The following is a 16,782-nucleotide window of genomic DNA, read 5'->3' as shown; positions in this document are numbered from 1 at the left end:
ACCTGAGAGGCCCCCCACCGACGTCATCGACTTCCTCAACGCCGACCTGCCCCGCCACACCCGCGTCTTCCGCGACGACGTGGCCCTGCTCGCCCTGGCGCCGTCCCGCGACGCAATCGACGGGTTCGGTCCCCCCCCGGCTGACGGGCTCAGTCGCGCTGATGGGCGTCCCGTGCCGCGTCCACGAACTCCTCCAGGGCCCGCCAGAAGGGGCGGTAGGCGGCATCGAAGGCGTCGTGGCCGTCGGGGGCACCGGTCAGGTCGGCCCTGAGAGCGGCGTAGAAGGGGCGGGTGGCCTTCTGGAGGGCGAGGGCACAGGTGGCGGCCGAGGGCGGGCCCTCCAGTTCGACGACCCGTGCGCAGCGGCGGATCTTCGCGTACTCGGCGACCTCCCGGTCCTGGAGTTCACCGAGTGCGGTGGTACGGGCTTCGGAGCGGGGGAGCCGTAGCACGGTGGAGACCTCCCAGAACAACTCGCCCATCCGGTGGGTCTGTTCGATCAGATCCAGATAGGCGGTGCGGCGGCTCTCCCGCAGCCGCTCGGCACGCTGCGAGCGCGCGGCGATCTCGGCCTGGATCCGGGCGGCGCGGGCGCTGCCGCGGCTGGTGACCCAACTGGCGAGCACCGCCGTGCCACCGGTCACCGCCGCGATTGCCAGAGTCCATACCGTGCTGTCGCCCACGCGGCGCCACAATACCGAGCGGCTCGGGCGCACCGGACGCCGCTATGACGGGAACTCGCCCGGCGGCACCGTGCTCGTGGAGGCGTTGCCGCCGATCACCTTGTTCAGGGTGAAGGTCAGCACCGTGTACTGGGTCCCGCCGCTCACCTGCACCGTCCGGAAGTTCGCCTTGTCGTCGAACTTCTCGAAGCTGCAGCCACGGGTGAAGGAGTTCTTGGCCCCGTTCCAGTCCTGGCCGGTGGTGAAGTACACCGTGTACACACCGCTGTTGACGCTGCGTACGGTCGCCTTCGACCCCTTGCGGACGTACACGGAGAAGGCCGTTCCGCCGCCGCGGGTCAGCGTCACCACCGCATCGGAGGCGGTGCCGTTGTTCACGGTCAGCCGGCCCAGACCGCCCCGGCTGCCGTCGCGCACGAAGGCGCCGTTCGCCAGCCGCCGGTGCTTGGCCCGTTCCGTACGCGGCAGGCGCAGCGTGGCGCCATAGCCGAGGGCCTTGAGCGCGCGGACGGCCTCCTTGACGCTCTCCGGGCCGTGGGCGGTGTCGAGTTCGACGCGCGGGGAGGTGGCACAGCGGCCGCCGGTGCCGCGGGCGCTGCGCAGGTCCTGCCCCAAGGCCCTCAGCGCGGTGGCGAGTTCGCTGTTACCCGAGAGGGCGTTGTCCGGTGTGGCGGCCGTCTGCAGCGCGTCTGCGGCGGTCTCGGCCCTGGTCGCGGCGGTGTCCAGGGCCCTGCTCAGCGCACCGCCCTCGCGCGCTCCGTCGACCGTGCGCAGCGCGCTGTCGAGGGGGCGGAGGGCGCCGGTCAGCGCGTGGCGGTAGGCGTCGGGGTCGACGGTCGGCGTACGGCTGGCGGACGGTGCCGAACCGGCCGCCGAGGTGCTGCCGCCGCCCGCCCGGGCACCGCTCGCCCCGTCCGACGAACAGGCCGCCAGCGGCAGCGTCAGAGCGAGGGCGGCCCCTAGGGCGGCCGTCCGGCGGCGCGTTCTGCTCGGTGTCGACAGCGATGTCGATTTCGGGGGCGATGTCCGGTCCGAGCCCGTCGGTCTCTCAGCCGTCATGCGCGCAGACGTGTGCCCCATCATGAGTCCCCCGATTCCCCCGGTATCCCCCGACTTCCGGCGACTGCCGGAAGAACCAGATTTCTCCGGCCAGAAGTGGCTGTCAAGTCCGTTGCCGGGGGCGGAAGTTGCTCACGCAAGCGCAGTGGCGCGGAGGTCGCCCGGAATTCCCGGCTCCGCACCGGTGCGCCGATCACCTGCGGATACGCAGTGCTCGTGGGCGAGTGGGAGGGGAGACGCCGGGGAACGCGGTACGTGGCCGTATGGCCGCCCGGCCGCGGACAAGGCCCATACGGTCCGCCGTGACGGCATGGGTACCGGCCCGGCGCCGCCCACCCGCCGTCCCGGACGCACCCGACCGGGACGGCGGGCCCCGCGCCCCGTACGGCTATGCCGGGCCCCGCAGCGGCCTGACCGGCGGGTTCTCCCGGTGGGCCGTTCGATACCTCGCCGCGCGCGTCCCGGCCTCCGACCTCCCCTCGGACCTAAAATCGGGACATGCCCGCAGGGGAGTTCCCGACCCGCTCGCCCAGGGGCGGGCCGGTGTCCAGCGGCTGATCCGGAGGGCACATGACCACCGACGACGAGGGACGGCGGGGACGGCTGACCGGCACCGCGCGGCCGGACGGACCGCCGCGCACGCCGGCCCCCGAGCCCGCCACCGCCGCTCCCGATTCCGCTTCCGGCACCCCGGCCCCCGAGCCCGCCACCGCCGCTCCCGGTGCCACGGGTCCGCATGCGTCCGCTCCCGACGCCGTGACCTGCCGCGGCCTGCGTTATGCCTTCGGTGAGACCAAGGCCGTGGACGGCGTCGACCTCTCCGTCCGGCCCGGTGAGGTCTTCGGTCTGCTCGGTCCGAACGGCGCGGGGAAGACCACCGCGATCCGCTGTGTCACCACCCTGCTGCCCGTCCCGGCCGGCATGGTGCGTGTCTTCGGGCACGACGCGGCGAAGGAGCGGATGGCGGTGCGCCGGCTGCTCGGGTACGTCCCGCAGCAGCTGTCCGCGGACGCCGGGCTGACCGGGCGGGAGAACGTCGCGCTGTTCGCCCGGGTCTTTGACGTCTCCCGCCGCGAGCGCGCCGCACGGGTTGCCCAGGCGCTGGCGGCGGTCGGCCTCACCGAGGCGGCCGGGCGGCTGGCCAAGACGTACTCCGGCGGCATGATCCGCCGCCTGGAACTCGCCCAGGCCCTGGTCAGCGCGCCACGGCTGCTGATGCTCGACGAGCCGACGATCGGCCTCGACCCGATCGCCCGTACCAGCGTGTGGGAACACATCAACGCCGTACGGGCCGCGACCGGCATGACCGTCCTGGTGACCACGCACTACATGGACGAGGCGGACCAGTACTGCGACCGCGTCGCCCTGATGCACCACGGCCGGATCCGAGCCCTCGGCACCCCCGACGAGCTGCGGGCCGCCCTGCTCGCCCGCCGCCGCGCCGCCGGCACCCCGGCCACCCCCGCCGCTCCTGTCACCCCCACCACAACACCTGCCACCTCCTCCGCGCCTGCCGCCTCCGGCACCCCTTCCGCCCCGTCATCGGCCCCATCGCGCCCGTCCGACGCCGTGCCGACCCTGGAGGACGTCTTCCGGGACGTCGCCGGCAGCGGCCTCGACGAGCAGTCAGGAGACTTCCGCGATGTCCGAAGCACCCGCCGCACCGCCAACCGGGTCGGGTGACACCGCCACCGACCCCGTCCGGCTCGACCTGCTGCTGGTCCCGCCGCGCGCCCGCACCGGCTGGCGGGTGCCGGCCGCCCGCGTCGTCGCGATGTGCGTGGTCGAACTGCAGAAGCTGCGCCACGACCGCACCGAGCTGTACACCCGGGCCGTCCAGCCCGCCCTGTGGCTCCTGGTATTCGGCGAGACCTTCACCCGCCTCCGGGCCATCCCGACCGGCGGCACCCCGTACATCGACTATCTGGCGCCCGGCATCATCGCCCAGTCCGCCATGTTCGTCGCGATCTTCTACGGAATCATGATCATCTGGGAGCGGGACGCCGGCATTCTGACCAAACTGCTGGTCACCCCGACCCCGCGGTCCGCCCTGATCGCCGGGAAGGCCTTCGCCGCCGGGGTGAAGGCGATCGTGCAGGCCGTGGTGGTGATCGTCATCGCCGCACTGCTCGGTGTGGCCCTGACCTGGAACCCCCTCCGGCTGCTGGCCGTCGCCGTCGCGGTCCTCCTCGGCTCGGCTTTCTTCTCCTGTCTGTCCATGACGATCGCCGGGATCGTGCTCACCCGGGACCGCCTGCTGGGCATCGGCCAGGCCATCACCATGCCGCTCTTCTTCGCCTCCAACGCCCTCTACCCGGTGGCCATCATGCCCGGCTGGCTCCAGACGGTCAGCATGATCAACCCGCTGACTTATCAGGTCGACGCCCTCCGCGGCCTCCTCCTCGGCACACACGCCCACCTGGTCCTCGACTACACCGTCCTGACAGGCGCCGCCGCACTCGGCATCGCCGCCGCCGCGTCCCTGCTGGGGCGGCTGGCGCGCTGACGGGGGCGTGATCCACGGCGGCGTGACCCGCGGTGCGGTGACATCCGCTACGACGAAGACGAGGAACGTGACGAAGGCGATGAAGACGGCGAGCAAGGCGAGCCGGAAGGCAACGACTACAACGACGCCCGGCCCGGGTTGAGCAGTCGGTCCACCGCTTCCACCGTGCGTCCGGCGCCGTCCTCCCGGGCGAGTTCCGTCGCCAGCAGGCGGCTCCGTTCCGTGTGCTGTGGCCGGTCGACGGCCCTGCGGATCAGCTCGGCGAGCCGGTTGGCGTCCAGTTTTCCGAGCGGCAGGAAGCCGGGGGAGGCGCCCAGCGCCACGAGCCGGCGGGCCCAGAACGGCGCGTCCCCGAAGGCCGGCAGGCCCACTGCGGGTACCCCCGCGCGCAGGCCCGCTCCGGTCGTGCCGGCACCCATGTGGTGCACCACCGCGGCCATCCGCGGGAACAGCCAGTCGTGCGGTGCCTCGCCGATGGTGAGGACGGCGTCGTCGCTCACGTCCAGACCGACCCAGCCGGTCTGGACGACGCCTCGCACCCGGGCCCGCCGCAGCGCGCCGACGACCAGCTCGCCGATCCGCTGCGCGTCGCGGGGGTCGCCCACGCTGCCCAGGCCGATGCGTACGGGGGCGGGACCGGCGTCGAGGAAGTCCTGTAGTTCCCGGGACGGTTGCCGGTCCGCCTGCTCGGGCGGCCACCAGTAGCCGACGACCTCCACGCCGGGGCGCCAGTCGGCGGGGCGGGGGACCACGGTGGGGCTGAAGCCGTAGTGGACGGGCCATCGCTCCTCGGCCGTACGGCGGAAGGTCTCCGCGGTGTTCATCTGCGGCACCCCGATGCGCTTGCAGAATTCCCGCGAACTGGACCACGGGGTCAGCCCGGTGGTGAACATCAGCTGCCCCAGTGCGCGATTGGCCCAGGCGCCCAGGGAAGGGACGCCGACCGGTGGCGGGAAGTCCCCGGTGGGATGCAGCGGCTGCAGCCCCAGACCCATGCTGGGAATTCCGAGTGCCTTTGCCAGGTGGTAGCTGTGGAACATGGTCAGGCCGCTGCACAGCAGCAGGTCGGTGTCCTTCTCGGCGGCGGCGATCAGGCCGTCGCCGAGTTCCTCCAGGTGCTGGATTATGTCCTTCAGCCATCGGCCCGCGCGGAGTGAACCGCCTATTCCGGAATTGTTCAGACCGCCCTGTTCCGCGATTCCCAGTGCGCGGGGGTCGCCCGGCAGCGGACGGAACTCGCAGTTGTTCCGGCGGACCTGTCCGGCGAATGCTTCGTAAGTGGCTATGGCCACGGGGTGTCCGGCTGCCCGTAACCGGGTGGCCAGACCGAGGAACGGTGCGATGTCGCCCTGGGTTCCGGTGGCGGTGATGAGGACTGTCATGGCGGCATCGTAGGGTCCGGGGCGACGGGCCATACGTCGTTTTCCGGCGCCGGCCCGGGAGTTCGTGCGGCGGGCCGTGACCGACGGATTGCGGAAGCCGATCGATAACGAAACAAAATCTTCGATGGCTAGCCTGCAAAGCTGTCCGGCACCAGCTCCTGACTTCCAAGGATCTCCCGTGTCCACAGCTTCCGCCCGAGGGAAATCACCCGACGGCACACACCTGCCGAAGGCCGTGCCGCGGCTGAGTCTGCGCGAGAATCTCGTGGGGCTGGCGGAAATGCGGCGCGACCAATTGGCGTTCCTGGTGCGCTCCGTGCGGACCCATGGCGACATCTTCCATATGCGCCTGGGTGGACTGCCCACGGTGATGGTCAATCACCCCGACTATCTCCAGCACGTCCTGGTCGACAACCACCAGAACTACGACAAGGACAACTTCCTCTATCGCGCCACCCGGACCGTGCTGCGCGAGGGGCTCATCGCGAACAAGGGCGGCGAGCCCTGGCGCCGGCACCGCCGGATCATGCAGCCCTCCTTCAGCCGCTCCAGCGTCGCCGACTTCACCACGAACATCAGCGATCTGACCGGCGACCTGCTGCGGCAGTGGGAAGAGCCGGCCGGCCGGGGCGCGGTGGTCGATGTCACGACCGAAGTCGCCAATCTCGCGCTGCGGATCGTGCTGCGCGCGCTGTTCGGGGTCGACGCGGACGACCGCGGCCGGCGCTTCGAGCGGGACTTTCTGGAAGTGAACGCCATCGCGGGAGATTTCTTCCGGTTCCCGTTCCCGCCGCTTTCCTGGTATTCCCCGTCCCGGAACCGGCTGCGGCAGCTGATCCGGGAGATGGACGACTTCATCGCGTATCTCATCGATGCCCGCCTGGCCCGGGAGAGCGACAAGCCCGACCTCTTCACGCTGCTGCTCAACGCCATGGACGAGGAGACCGGCACCGGGCTCACCCATGCCCAATTGGCCAATGAGATCCTGGCCATGATCATCGCCGGGTACGAGACCTCCAGCAATTCCATCTCCTGGATCTTCTACCAGCTCGCCGCACACCCGGATATCCAGCACCGGGTGCACGACGAGGTGGACGGCGTGCTGAACGGACGCCTACCCACGCTCGACGATCTGCCGCGGCTGACCTACACCCGCATGGTGATCGACGAGACGCTGCGCCTTTTCACCCCGGCATGGCAGACCATGCGGCACGCCGTCGCCGACGACATCATCGGCGGATACCGCATTCCCAGGGGCACCGATGTCTATCTGAATCTCTTCACCTTCCACCGGCACCCCGATTTCTGGCCCGACCCGACCCGGTTCGATCCCGAACGGTTCACCCCGGAAGAAGTCGCCCGGCGCCCCCGCCACGTCTACCAGCCCTTCGGCAGCGGGCCCCGGCACTGCCTCGGCAAGCATTTCGCGCTCACCGAACTGCACATCATCACCGCCATGCTCGCCCAGACCTTCCACATCACCAGGCCGGCAGGCCAGGCCCCCGTGGGATTTGCGCCCCTGATCACGCTGCACCCCAAGGGCGGTATACACCTCCGGCTGAAACGCCGCTGATGCATCGCAAAAGAGGACATGAATGCCCCTGACTCCGCGTACCCGCGCCTCGCGCCGGACGCCTTCCCTCAGAGAGATTCCCACCGTCACTGCGCGGGACGGCATCGGCGGGACGCTGGCTTTCAAGCGCGACCAGCTCGCCTTCCTCGGCGACGGACTGGCGCGGCACGGAGACATCTTCCGGTTCCGCCCGCTCGGCATCCCCATGGTCATGGTCAACCACCCGGACCACATCCGGCACATCCTGGTCGAGAAGGGCGAGCAGTACGACAAGGACGCCGCCATCTTCAAGGTGGTCCGTCCGGTCCTGCGCAACGGCCTGATCGCCAATGCCGACATGGAGTTGTGGCGCCGCCAGCGCCGCATGATGGCACCGCATTTCACCCCGCGCACGGTCAGCGCCTTCGCCCGCAACATGACGGACGAGACCGTGCAGATGCTGGAGCGCTGGGAACGCCGCAGCGCCACCGCCGAAACCCTCGATATCACCGACGAAATCGGCCAGTTGGCGCTCCGCATCGTGAACCGGTCGCTCTTCAGCGCCGATGTGGGCGCCGCCGCCCAGGCCTTCGAGCGGGCCTTCGGCGAGGCGAACAGCATTCTCGGTGCCTTCTTCCGCTTCCCGTTCCCGCCGCTCAGCGTGCCGACGCCCAGTCACCGGCGGCTGCGCCGCGCGATCAACGGCATGGATGAATTCGTCTCCGGCTTCATCCAGCAGCGGCTGAACGACGAGGTCGCCACCGGTGAGGAAACCGATCTGCTGACCCTTCTGCTGCACTCCGTGGACGAGGAGGACGGCAAGGGAATGGACCTGGAGCAGCTGCACCACGAGGTCCTCAACATCTGCATCGGCGCCTACGAAACGACCACCAACACCCTTTCCTGGGCGTTCTACCTCCTGGCCCGGCACCCGGAGATCGAGGAGCGGCTGCACGCCGAGGTCGACGAGGTGCTCGGCGGCCGGGTGCCGGTATTCGAGGATCTGCCGAAGCTGGTGTACACCCGCATGGTCGTGGAGGAGACGCTGCGGATCTACTCCCCGGCGTACCAATTCATGCGCCGGGCACGGGAAGAGGACGAGATCGGCGGCTATCGGATGCCGGCCGGCACCAATGTCCTCATCAACAGTTACTTCCTGCACCGGCACCCGGACTTCTGGGACGACCCGGAACGCTTTGATCCCGAGCGTTTCACCCCCGAGCAGGTCGCCCGGCGCCCCAAGCACGTCTACGTACCGTTCGGCAGCGGCCACCGCATCTGTATCGGCAAGCACTTCGCGCTGACCGAACTCACCCTCGTACTGGCCACCGTGGCGCGGCACCACCGGCTGGTCATGCCCGAGGGCGCCCCCGAAGTGCATCCGGAGGCCCTGATCACCCTGCACCCCAAGGGCGGAGTGCACTTACGGCCGGAGCCGCGCACATGAACCGGAATGACCCGCGCGGTGCGTCGGCCGCGGTACCAGCGACAACAGCGGAGGCACCCGTGCCGGACATCTTCTGTCCGTTTCCCCACCGGATCAATCCCCATGTCGAAGAGGCCCGCGCGCATCTCGTGGACTGGACGCGACACACCGGGCTGATAGAGCGGGAAGCCGCCGGAAAGCGCTTTGCGAAAGCCGACTTCGGCTGGTTCGCGGCAATGGTGTATCCCACCGCGGACGCCGCCCGGCTGAATCTCATGGCGGACTGGTTCGCCTGGCTCTTTCTCGTCGACGACCAGCTGGATGACGGCAGCGTCGGGCGCAGCCTGGACTGGGCTCGGGACATCGTGGACGGAATGCGCGCGGTCCTGGAGAGCCCGGACCACGGCGCGGCGGCCGCGGCCGATCCGAACGTCCCGGTGGCCGTCTCCGCACTCGCCGATCTCTGGCTGCGTACGGCGCCGGACGCCACCGCGGACTGGCGCCGCCGGTTCGTCCGGCATCTCGACGACTGCCTCACCGTCGCCGCCACGTGGGAGGCCGGTAACCGCGTCGAGGGCACGGTGCCGGACGAGAAGACCTATATCGAAATGCGCCGGCACACCGGTGCGATCTATGTCTGCATGGACCTCATCGACATCGTCGAGCGTATCGATGTCCCGGAGTCGGTTCATGGCGGTGCGGCGTTCACGGAGGCGCTCGACGCGGCGTGCAATGTCGTGTGCTGGACCAATGACGTGTATTCGCTGGAAAAGGAGCGCGCGCTGGGCGAGGTGCACAATCTCGTCCATATCGTGGAGCATCATCGAGGCCTGGACACCCACCGGGCGCTGGAGGTGGTCTGTGCCGCCACCTCGACCGAGACCAGGCTTTTCCTCGCGAAGGAACGGGACCTGCTGGCGGCCTTTCCCGGGCACCATGCGGTACTGCTCCCCAGCCTCGCCGGTATGCGGACCTGGATGCGCGGAAACCTCGACTGGTCCAGGAGTACCAAGCGCTATCGGGCCGTGGACGGCGAGGAACACATACGGCCGGACGAGTACCTGGAGGCGAGTCTCATGAAGGTGGACCAGTGACCGCGGCAGGGGGCAGACCCGCAGCCGCGCAGCCCGGCCCCGCCACCCCCGGGGATTCCACCGCCCCCGATGCCTGGCACCTCCTCAAAACGGCCCGGGAACTGACCGAGCCGGAACTCCGCAAAGCGGTGGACCGCCTCGCGGAACCGGTCCGCTCGGTGGCCGGCTACCACTTCGGCTGGTCGGACGAGCGCGGCCGTCCGGCGGACGGGGGCGGCGGAAAGGGGGTACGCGCCGCCCTGGTCCTGGCCGCGGCGCAGGCCCTCGGGGCGGCGGCCGAGGAGGCGGTGGCCCCCGCGGCGGCGGTGGAGCTCGTCCACAACTTCTCCGTCGTGCACGACGACCTCATGGACGGTGACCGGGTGCGCCGGGGCCGTCGTACGGCGTGGTCGCTGTTCGGCCCCACACAAGCGGTCCTGACCGGCGACGCCCTCCTGGCCGTCGCCGTCGACACCCTCGCCCACCGCTTCCCCCGGAGGAGCGCCGAGGCCGTCCAGGAACTCTCCGGGGCCCTGCTCGCGCTGGTCGCCGGCCAGGGCGCCGACCTGGCCTTCGAGACCCGGGCGGACGTCGGCCTGGAGGAGTGCCTGGACATGGCGGCGGGCAAGACGGCGTCCCTGCTCGCCGCGTCCTGTGCGCTCGGTGCGCTCGCGGCGGGTGCCGGGGCCGAACGGGTCGATGCCCTGCGGCAGTTCGGCCGGCACCTCGGGCTCGCCTTTCAGCTCGTCGACGATCTGCTGGGTGTCTGGGGCGACACCGCCGTCACCGGAAAGCCGGTCGGTGCGGACCTCCGGTCCCGGAAGAAGAGCCTGCCCGTCGTCGCGGCCCTGCGCAGCGGCACCCCGGCCGGCGACCGGCTCGCCGCCCTCTACCTCCGTACGGACCCTTTGAGCGACGCCGAGATCCGTACGGCCACCCGGCTGATCGAGGAGGCCGGCGGCCGGCGCTGGGCACAGGAAGAGGCCGAACGACAGCGGACCGCCGCCCTCAACCGCCTGGCCACCGCCGACGCCACTCCGGCCGGCGCCCACGCACTCACCGCGCTCGCCGACCTGGTCACCCGGCGGGAGCTCTGATCACCTGGCGGGGCCGCTGAGCTGGTCGGACGACGTCGTCCGCTGCTGCGTTGCCGCGGACTCACCGTCGTCATAGCGGGCTTGGGCGGAAAGCACCTCGCCCGCATGCGCCCGGGTCCAGTCCGAAAGGGCGTCGAAGACCGGGATGAGGGTGCCGGCCAGGGGCGTCGTGGCGTACTCGACCCGCGGCGGGACCCCGGGGTGATGGGTACGGGCGACCAGCCCGTTCCGCTCCAGCTGGCGCAGCGTGTGGGAGAGCACTTTCGGCGTGATGGCGGGCAGCCGCCGCTGCAACTCGCCGAACCGCACCCGGTCGCCGTCCTGATCGAGGACCCACAGCACATCTGCGGTCCACCGGCCGAACAGCAGCTCCATCACCGGGCCGATCGGGCACGATTCCCCGGCTATGCCAGTCATGTGGCTCCCCTCACAACCGAATTACTATCCATTTGGTTACTACGATCTCCGCGATAGTAGCTTGAGGCACGCCCGCGAAGACGCGTACTACCTCCTCAGGGCCGCTCCATCATCCGGCTGAGCAGCGCACCAGCAGCTCAGCCAAATCCTCCTGACCGTGCCCGGCTTCGCGGCGAAATGGATTCACCTCAGGCAGGTGGCGCTGCCGAATGCGATGAGCGGGCAAGCGTCACCGAAAGAGTGCTGCGCCGAATACCGCACACACTGCGGGCTCAATTCTCCGGCCTGTCACCGGACCGTGCGCGGCAAGGAATGGAGAGGGGAAAACTGCCCATGGAGAGCAAGACACCGCACACCGGGCGAGAGGCGAGCGCCGCCGTACCGCACCACCCGTCGGCCGACGCGCCGCAGGTCTCGGGCCGGCTCCCGCGAAGGAAGGCATTGCAGGTCGCGGGGGCCGCACTGGCGACCCTGGGCCTGGCTGCCGCTCCTTCGCCCACCAGCTTCGCGGCGCCCCGGAGCAGGCCGAAAGGCGAAGAGGTCAAGTCGCTGGAGGAGTTGTACGCCGATGCGCGGGCCGAGGGCGGCAGGCTGACGATTTACGGCGGCGGAGATTTCAAGGAGATGCTGGCGCCGGTTGAGGAGGCGTGGGCGCGGCGGTTCCCCGGTGTGGTGATGACCATGATTGTGGACTACAGCAAATTCCACGACGTGCGGGTCGACAACCAACTGGCGACGGACACGCTCGTTCCGGATGTGGTGCACTTCCAGACGCTGCACGATTTCCCCCGGTGGAAGCAGGAGGGCAAGCTCCTGCCGTACAAACCCGCCGGGTTCGATAAGGTCCATGACATATTCAAGGATTCCGACGGTGCGTGGACGGCCGTCGCCGCATACGCCTTCAGCTACCTCTACGACACCGCTGCGGTGGGCGGTGCGCCGCCGCGGAGTGTGCGGGATCTCGCCGACCCCAAATGGAAAGGGAAGATTGCTTCTTCCTATCCCAACGACGACGATGCGACGCTGTACCTGTACAAGTTGTATGCCGAGAAGTACGGCTGGCCGTGGCTGTCGCGTCTGATGGGCCAGGACATCCAGTTCCAGCGCGGTACCAACAACCCCGGCGACGCGGTCCGCACACAGCAGAAGACCATCGCCATCGGCACGGCGTCGGTCTCCGCTCTCGCCTCCCCCCGTACCGAGGTCGAGTGGGTGCTGCCCACCGATGACCCGTTCATGGCGTGGGGGCAGCGGGCCGCGATCCTCGCCGGGGCCAAGCACACCGCGGCGGCGAAGCTCTATCTGAACTGGCTGCTGTCCACCGACATGCAGGCCGCCAACAATGCCTTCGGCTGGCCCGTGCGCACCGACGTGCCCACGGCACCGGGCCTGAAGCCGATCTGGGAGTACGGCAACGCCCACCTCGATGGCTTCGCCGCGTTCATGGCCGACCGTGCCGAGGTCGAGCGCTGGCGCCAGACGCTCACCTTGTACGTCGGGGAGGTCCAAGGGGCGCCGAGTCCCACCTGGCTCGGCCTCCACCCGGGTGCCGCGCGCTGAGCGGAGCGCTCCGTCCACCCCGGTGTGCCGCAGCCGGGGAGAAGCCTCTCAAGAGGGAGCCGGGCGGCGGCTTTCCACCGCCCGGCTCGCACGAGGCGCTGCGTCCGCTGGTCGCCGACGTCTCACCCGAACTGCGCACCCGGGGGCCGGCGGCTCAGAGCCAGCGGCGCCGCTTGAAGACGAGGTACAAGCTGGTGCACACGACGGCCATCAGGACGATGGCGACCGGGTACCCGAACACCCAGTGCAGCTCCGGCATGTGGTCGAAGTTCATGCCGTAGATGGTGCCGACCAGTGTCGGCGCGAAGAGGATCGCGGCCCAGGCCGAGATCTTCTTGACCTCCTCGTTCTGCTCGAAGCCGGCCTCGGCCAGGGCGCGCATCTCGGCGTTCTGCTGCTGGTTCACCAGGGTCGCGTTGACGGTGAGAATGTCCTGGAGCGCCTGCCGGAAGCCGTCCACGCGCTCGGTGATGTGCACGACGTGGTCGGCCACATCGCGCAGATAGCGGCGCAGCTCCTCGTCGATGGCGTATTTCTCGAAGCCCGCGGTCAGGCCCTCCAGGATGCCGTTCAGCGGGCGGGTGGCGCGCTGGAATTCGACCATCTCGCGGGAGAGTTCATAGATCCGGCGGGAGACCCGGGGGTCGCCGCCGAAGACCTCGGTCTCGATTTCGTCGATGTCGTTCTGGACGCCGTCGACGACCGGTGCGTAGCCGTCGACGACGGCGTCGAGAATCGCGTAGAGCACGGCCTCGGGGCCGCGCTTGAGGAGTTCGGGGGTGTCCTCCATGCGCCGGCGTACGGCCGAGAGGTCGGGGGCGCCGCCGTGCCGCACGGTGATCACGAAGTCCCGGCCGACGAAGACGTGCAATTCGCCGAAGTCGACCTCCTCGGGGTCGTCGAGGTAGCGCGCGGCCCGCAGGACGACGAAGAGCGTGCCGCCGTAGCGCTCCAGCTTGGGCCGCTGGTGGGCCTCCAGGGCGTCTTCGATGGCGAGCGGGTGGAGGTCGAACTCCGAGGCCAGCGTGACCAGTTCCTCGGGAGTGGGGCGGTGCAGGCCGATCCAGGCGAGGGTTCCGGAGGCGGCGCGCTGCTGCCGGAAGGCGTCGGCGAGCGTGTCATGGGTGCTGACCCGCTGCCCGTCGCGGTAGAGGGCGGCGCTGATGATGGTGGTGTTCTCGGCCGGTGGTTCCGGTGTGGCGGAGCCGCCCGTGGTCTCGGCGGGCTGGGTTCCGGCGGGCCGCTTCTTGGCGGGTTTGCGCAGGCCACGCAGGCCACGCGGCCGACGGCCGGGAGGATCGGAGCTCACGGCGGAACGGACCTCCGTCACAAGGGGGATGAACGGGCACACAGAATCTCGACGCAGGATATCTGCCGAGGATGTCCGCACAGGTCAGCGGGCATGGTGCAGGATGGAACCGGGACGTGACGCGGAGTGTCGCGCCCACCGAGCTTTGTGCGTTTATCCCTACAATTGCGCGATGCAGATACCGCAGACAGCCAGCGCTCCCCTGGGTGAGGTGATTCGGTGAACGGCCCCGATGCCACCGACGAGCAGTGGGAAGGGCTTGCCGAGGTCGTCCCGCTCCGCAGCAGCAGCGAGTGGCCTTCCTGGCCCGACCACCGTGCCCTCCCCGAGGAGGAGCCGGCGGAGCAGATGCGCCGGTTCATCGTCATCCGCGTCCAGACCTTCGCGGACGCCCGCGAGGTCGCCGAGTATTTGATGGCGCAGATCCCCGTCCTCCTGGACCTCAGCAGCGCCGACACCGATGTCGCCAAGCGCATCCTGGATTTCTCCAGCGGAGTCGTCTTCGGGCTCGGCAGCGGGATGCACCGTGTCGACACCAATGTCTTCCTGCTGGCGCCCGTTGGCACCGAGGTCGCGGAGACGGCACTGGGGGGCATCCCCCGTTCGTAGGAAGAGCTGTTGGGCGTAACGGTTCTCCGGTCGGGGCGCTGCATAGCGTCCCCGCATGAATACCGACACTGTCCGGCCGGCGGTCACCGCGTTACGGCTGTCCGCCTTCAAGGCCCATCGCGGCGTCACCCTGCCGCTCACCCGGCTGACCCTGCTGAGCGGTGGGAGCGGCAGCGGCAAGTCCAGTGCGCTGCAGGCCTACGAGATCCTCGCCCGGCTCGGCAGCGGGGAGTCGCTCACGCGGGCCGTGGGGGAGGTGGCGGGCAGCCCGGCGGCGTGTGTGCCGGCGGGTGCGCGCCCCGACGGACAGGGGCGGCGGGGGTTCCGTATCGGCTGCACGGTCGACGGTCCGGCCGGCCCGGTCACCCTGGATCTCGCCGTGCAGGCCGAGCCCGAACTGCGCATCGTCGGCGAGCGGTTGACCGGTGGTGGCGAGACCTTGTTGACCACCGCGCTCACCGACCCGAACCGCCCCGCCGTCCAGGCGGCCTGGTACACCGCGGGGGCGACTCCGGTGACCCGGGCGCCGCTGCCCGACGACCGGCTCGGCACCGCGCTGCTGCCGTTGCGCGTCGCGGGCAAGACGGCGGGCCAGCGGCTGGTGCTCGCCGCGGCCGAACAGGTCGTGGTCGCGCTGCGGTCGGCGTTCGTGTGCGACCCGCGGCCTGAAGTCATGCGGGAAGCGGGGGCGGGCGGTACGGGGGAGGCCGGGCGGGGCGCTGGAGGCGGTGCGGACGGCGCCGAGGGGGCGGGGCGTATTGCCGGGCCGCGGCGCGGTGGACGGGAAGCGGGCTCGCGGGGCGGCGGCCCGGGGCAGCCGGGCGGGGCCGGTGGGGCTGCCGGGGCCTGGGGGACGCGGAACCGAAACGGGAGTAGTGGCCGGGAGGCGGGCGGCCGGGCCCGTGATGCGGAGAGGGCGCGAGGCGAGGGGCGGCTGCGGCCGTCCTGCGACAACCTGCCCGCGGTGCTGGAGCGTACGAGCCAGGAGTGCGCACGCCGGCATGCGGTGCTGGTCGCGGCGGTACGGGAGGCGTGTGCCGGTCCCGTCGAGGGGCTGCGCGCGGTGCCGCGGCCGGCGGGCTGCGGGGGAGAAGGGGCCGCCGATGCCGCTGTGGCGGCCGGGCCGGGTGGTTCACCGGGGCCACGGGCCGGGGCGGCGGGCGCGCCGGCGGTGCGGGCCGTCCTCGACCGGGGGGCACTGGGCGAGCTGCCCGTCGAGCAGCTCGGCGACGGCGAGCTGCGGTTCCTCGCCCTGGCGCTGGTGCTCCTCACCGGGCCGGACGTACTGGCCATGGACCCGGTGGGGGAGGTTCCCTCCGCTCACCAGCAGATGACGGTGCTGGCGGACGGTATGGACCGCTGTCTGGACCCGAGGCAGGCGCGTGAGCTGGTGTCGCTGGCCCTGCGGATGACCGAGCGCGGGCATGTACGGCTGCTGGGGACGGTGCGCGATCCCTCGGTCGCCGAGGGGGTGCCCGGTGTGCAGGTGCTACACCTAGGGGTATGAGCGAGGATCTTCATGCGCTGCAGCGACGCCTGGCCGAGTTCGCGGCCGCCCGGGACTGGCAGCAGTACCACACGCCCAAGAACCTGGCCGCGGCGCTCAGTGTCGAGGCCGCGGAACTCGTCGAGATCTTCCAGTGGTTGACGCCGGAGGAGTCGGCGAAGGTGATGGCGAACCCCGGGAAGGCCGCCCGGGTCGAGGACGAGGTCGCGGACGTGCTGGCGTATCTGCTGCAGTTCTGCGAGGCGCTGGGGATCGACCCCTTGACGGCGCTCGCTGCGAAGATCGAGCGCAATGAGTCACGGTTCCCGGCGGTCCGTCCGGCACGGCCGGACCGGCCGCGGGAGGGCGAGGAGTAGGGGAAGCGCGGGGCGGGACGGGCCAGGGCGCGAAGGGCCCGGGGCGGGGCCGGCGGGGTGCGAGCGCCGGCCCCGCTTCTGCGTTCTCCGGCCCTCGCGCGCCCGGCTCGTACCACTCCTGCGTCGCGCGACCCGTGGCCCCCTCCGGCTTTTCCGTCGGGTGTTTCACGTGGCATGTGCCGGTCGTGTGAGAGGTGGGGCTGTCGGGGTGGGAGGGGAGGGAGCGGGGCCGTAGCCGCCGCTTGT

General features: G+C 70.5%; 15 protein-coding genes. 10 read left to right on the top strand and 5 right to left on the bottom strand.

Annotated features, from left to right (window positions below; all coding sequences use genetic code 11):
- Positions 1–149: 149 nt before the first annotated feature.
- Together ACFW5B_RS11715 and ACFW5B_RS11710 are read right to left on the bottom strand one after the other, a co-directional pair.
- The gene (locus ACFW5B_RS11715) at positions 150–683 is read right to left on the bottom strand and encodes a hypothetical protein (protein WP_386436995.1); all 534 of its coding nucleotides are present in this window, start codon (positions 681–683) and stop codon (positions 150–152) included.
- A 42-nt stretch (positions 684–725) separates the two neighbouring features.
- Complete coding sequence (locus ACFW5B_RS11710) at positions 726–1,742, bottom strand: hypothetical protein (protein WP_386436992.1); 1,017 nt, start codon at positions 1,740–1,742, stop codon at positions 726–728.
- Between the two features lie 570 nt (positions 1,743–2,312).
- Here ACFW5B_RS11710 and ACFW5B_RS11705 point away from each other — a divergent pair.
- Together ACFW5B_RS11705 and ACFW5B_RS11700 are read left to right on the top strand one after the other, a co-directional pair.
- Positions 2,313–3,425, top strand: a complete 1,113-nt coding sequence (locus ACFW5B_RS11705; protein ID WP_386436989.1) for an ATP-binding cassette domain-containing protein — start codon at positions 2,313–2,315, stop codon at positions 3,423–3,425.
- Positions 3,385–4,248 carry an ABC transporter permease gene (locus ACFW5B_RS11700; protein ID WP_386436986.1) on the top strand — a complete coding sequence of 288 codons (864 nt, stop codon included), beginning with the start codon at positions 3,385–3,387 and terminating at the stop codon, positions 4,246–4,248. Before ACFW5B_RS11705 ends, ACFW5B_RS11700 begins: the two co-directional genes overlap by 41 nt.
- 116 nt (positions 4,249–4,364) lie before the next feature.
- On the opposite strand, the gene ACFW5B_RS11695 is transcribed toward ACFW5B_RS11700, so the two are convergent.
- Positions 4,365–5,630: a glycosyltransferase gene (locus ACFW5B_RS11695; protein WP_386436983.1), complete on the bottom strand. Its 1,266-nt coding sequence runs from the start codon at positions 5,628–5,630 to the stop codon at positions 4,365–4,367.
- 178 nt (positions 5,631–5,808) lie between these two features.
- On the opposite strand from ACFW5B_RS11695, the gene ACFW5B_RS11690 reads away from it, so the two are divergent.
- The 4 genes from ACFW5B_RS11690 to ACFW5B_RS11675 are packed head-to-tail and all read left to right on the top strand — an operon-like array spanning position 5,809 to position 10,778.
- Complete coding sequence (locus tag ACFW5B_RS11690; RefSeq protein ID WP_386436980.1) at positions 5,809–7,203, top strand: cytochrome P450; 1,395 nt, start codon at positions 5,809–5,811, stop codon at positions 7,201–7,203.
- A 22-nt stretch (positions 7,204–7,225) separates the two neighbouring features.
- Complete coding sequence (locus ACFW5B_RS11685; protein WP_386436977.1) at positions 7,226–8,629, top strand: cytochrome P450; 1,404 nt, start codon at positions 7,226–7,228, stop codon at positions 8,627–8,629.
- A gap of 59 nt (positions 8,630–8,688) precedes the next feature.
- Positions 8,689–9,702 carry a terpene cyclase gene (locus tag ACFW5B_RS11680; RefSeq protein WP_386436974.1) on the top strand — a complete coding sequence of 338 codons (1,014 nt, stop codon included), beginning with the start codon at positions 8,689–8,691 and terminating at the stop codon, positions 9,700–9,702.
- Positions 9,699–10,778 carry a polyprenyl synthetase family protein gene (locus ACFW5B_RS11675; RefSeq protein ID WP_386436971.1) on the top strand — a complete coding sequence of 360 codons (1,080 nt, stop codon included), beginning with the start codon at positions 9,699–9,701 and terminating at the stop codon, positions 10,776–10,778. Before ACFW5B_RS11680 ends, ACFW5B_RS11675 begins: the two co-directional genes overlap by 4 nt.
- Here ACFW5B_RS11675 and ACFW5B_RS11670 read toward each other — a convergent pair whose 3' ends face one another.
- Positions 10,779–11,195 carry a winged helix-turn-helix transcriptional regulator gene (locus ACFW5B_RS11670; RefSeq protein ID WP_386436968.1) on the bottom strand — a complete coding sequence of 139 codons (417 nt, stop codon included), beginning with the start codon at positions 11,193–11,195 and terminating at the stop codon, positions 10,779–10,781.
- 333 nt (positions 11,196–11,528) lie between these two features.
- On the opposite strand from ACFW5B_RS11670, the gene ACFW5B_RS11665 reads away from it, so the two are divergent.
- Positions 11,529–12,755, top strand: a complete 1,227-nt coding sequence (locus tag ACFW5B_RS11665) for an ABC transporter substrate-binding protein (protein WP_386436966.1) — start codon at positions 11,529–11,531, stop codon at positions 12,753–12,755.
- A 154-nt stretch (positions 12,756–12,909) separates the two neighbouring features.
- Here the strand turns inward: ACFW5B_RS11665 and corA are convergent, their stop codons facing one another.
- The gene (gene corA, locus ACFW5B_RS11660) at positions 12,910–14,064 is read right to left on the bottom strand and encodes a magnesium/cobalt transporter CorA (RefSeq protein ID WP_386436964.1); all 1,155 of its coding nucleotides are present in this window, start codon (positions 14,062–14,064) and stop codon (positions 12,910–12,912) included.
- Between the two features lie 219 nt (positions 14,065–14,283).
- Here corA and ACFW5B_RS11655 point away from each other — a divergent pair, with 219 nt between their 5' ends.
- Genes ACFW5B_RS11655 through ACFW5B_RS11645 form a run of 3 tightly spaced genes read left to right on the top strand, consistent with a single transcriptional unit; the run spans position 14,284 to position 16,536 of the window.
- Positions 14,284–14,673 carry a cell division protein SepF gene (locus ACFW5B_RS11655; protein WP_386436961.1) on the top strand — a complete coding sequence of 130 codons (390 nt, stop codon included), beginning with the start codon at positions 14,284–14,286 and terminating at the stop codon, positions 14,671–14,673.
- 55 nt (positions 14,674–14,728) lie between these two features.
- A complete protein-coding gene (locus ACFW5B_RS11650) occupies positions 14,729–16,180 on the top strand; it encodes a biotin transporter BioY (RefSeq protein WP_386436958.1) in 1,452 nt (483 codons plus the stop codon).
- The gene (locus ACFW5B_RS11645) at positions 16,177–16,536 is read left to right on the top strand and encodes a nucleotide pyrophosphohydrolase (protein WP_386436956.1); all 360 of its coding nucleotides are present in this window, start codon (positions 16,177–16,179) and stop codon (positions 16,534–16,536) included. The genes ACFW5B_RS11650 and ACFW5B_RS11645 overlap by 4 nt, the downstream gene beginning before the upstream one ends.
- Positions 16,537–16,782 lie beyond the last annotated feature (246 nt).

The organism is Streptomyces sp. NPDC058773 (genome assembly GCF_042746015.1).
Taxonomy (GTDB): domain Bacteria; phylum Actinomycetota; class Actinomycetes; order Streptomycetales; family Streptomycetaceae; genus Streptomyces.
Note: the sequence above shows the minus strand (reverse complement) of the source record. Positions and strands in the feature narration are given on the sequence as shown.

What these genes read in the sequence shown, in the direction of transcription:
- ACFW5B_RS11710 (WP_386436992.1), bottom strand. Translation starts at nt 1,742, where the DNA reads ATGACGGCTGAGAGACCGACGGGCTCGGACCGGACATCGCCCCCGAAA.
- ACFW5B_RS11705 (WP_386436989.1), top strand. Translation starts at nt 2,313, where the DNA reads ATGACCACCGACGACGAGGGACGGCGGGGACGGCTGACCGGCACCGCG.
- ACFW5B_RS11700 (WP_386436986.1), top strand. Translation starts at nt 3,385, where the DNA reads ATGTCCGAAGCACCCGCCGCACCGCCAACCGGGTCGGGTGACACCGCC.
- ACFW5B_RS11695 (WP_386436983.1), bottom strand. Translation starts at nt 5,630, where the DNA reads ATGACAGTCCTCATCACCGCCACCGGAACCCAGGGCGACATCGCACCG.
- ACFW5B_RS11685 (WP_386436977.1), top strand. Translation starts at nt 7,226, where the DNA reads ATGCCCCTGACTCCGCGTACCCGCGCCTCGCGCCGGACGCCTTCCCTC.
- ACFW5B_RS11670 (WP_386436968.1), bottom strand. Translation starts at nt 11,195, where the DNA reads ATGACTGGCATAGCCGGGGAATCGTGCCCGATCGGCCCGGTGATGGAG.
- ACFW5B_RS11665 (WP_386436966.1), top strand. Translation starts at nt 11,529, where the DNA reads ATGGAGAGCAAGACACCGCACACCGGGCGAGAGGCGAGCGCCGCCGTA.
- ACFW5B_RS11650 (WP_386436958.1), top strand. Translation starts at nt 14,729, where the DNA reads ATGAATACCGACACTGTCCGGCCGGCGGTCACCGCGTTACGGCTGTCC.
- ACFW5B_RS11645 (WP_386436956.1), top strand. Translation starts at nt 16,177, where the DNA reads ATGAGCGAGGATCTTCATGCGCTGCAGCGACGCCTGGCCGAGTTCGCG.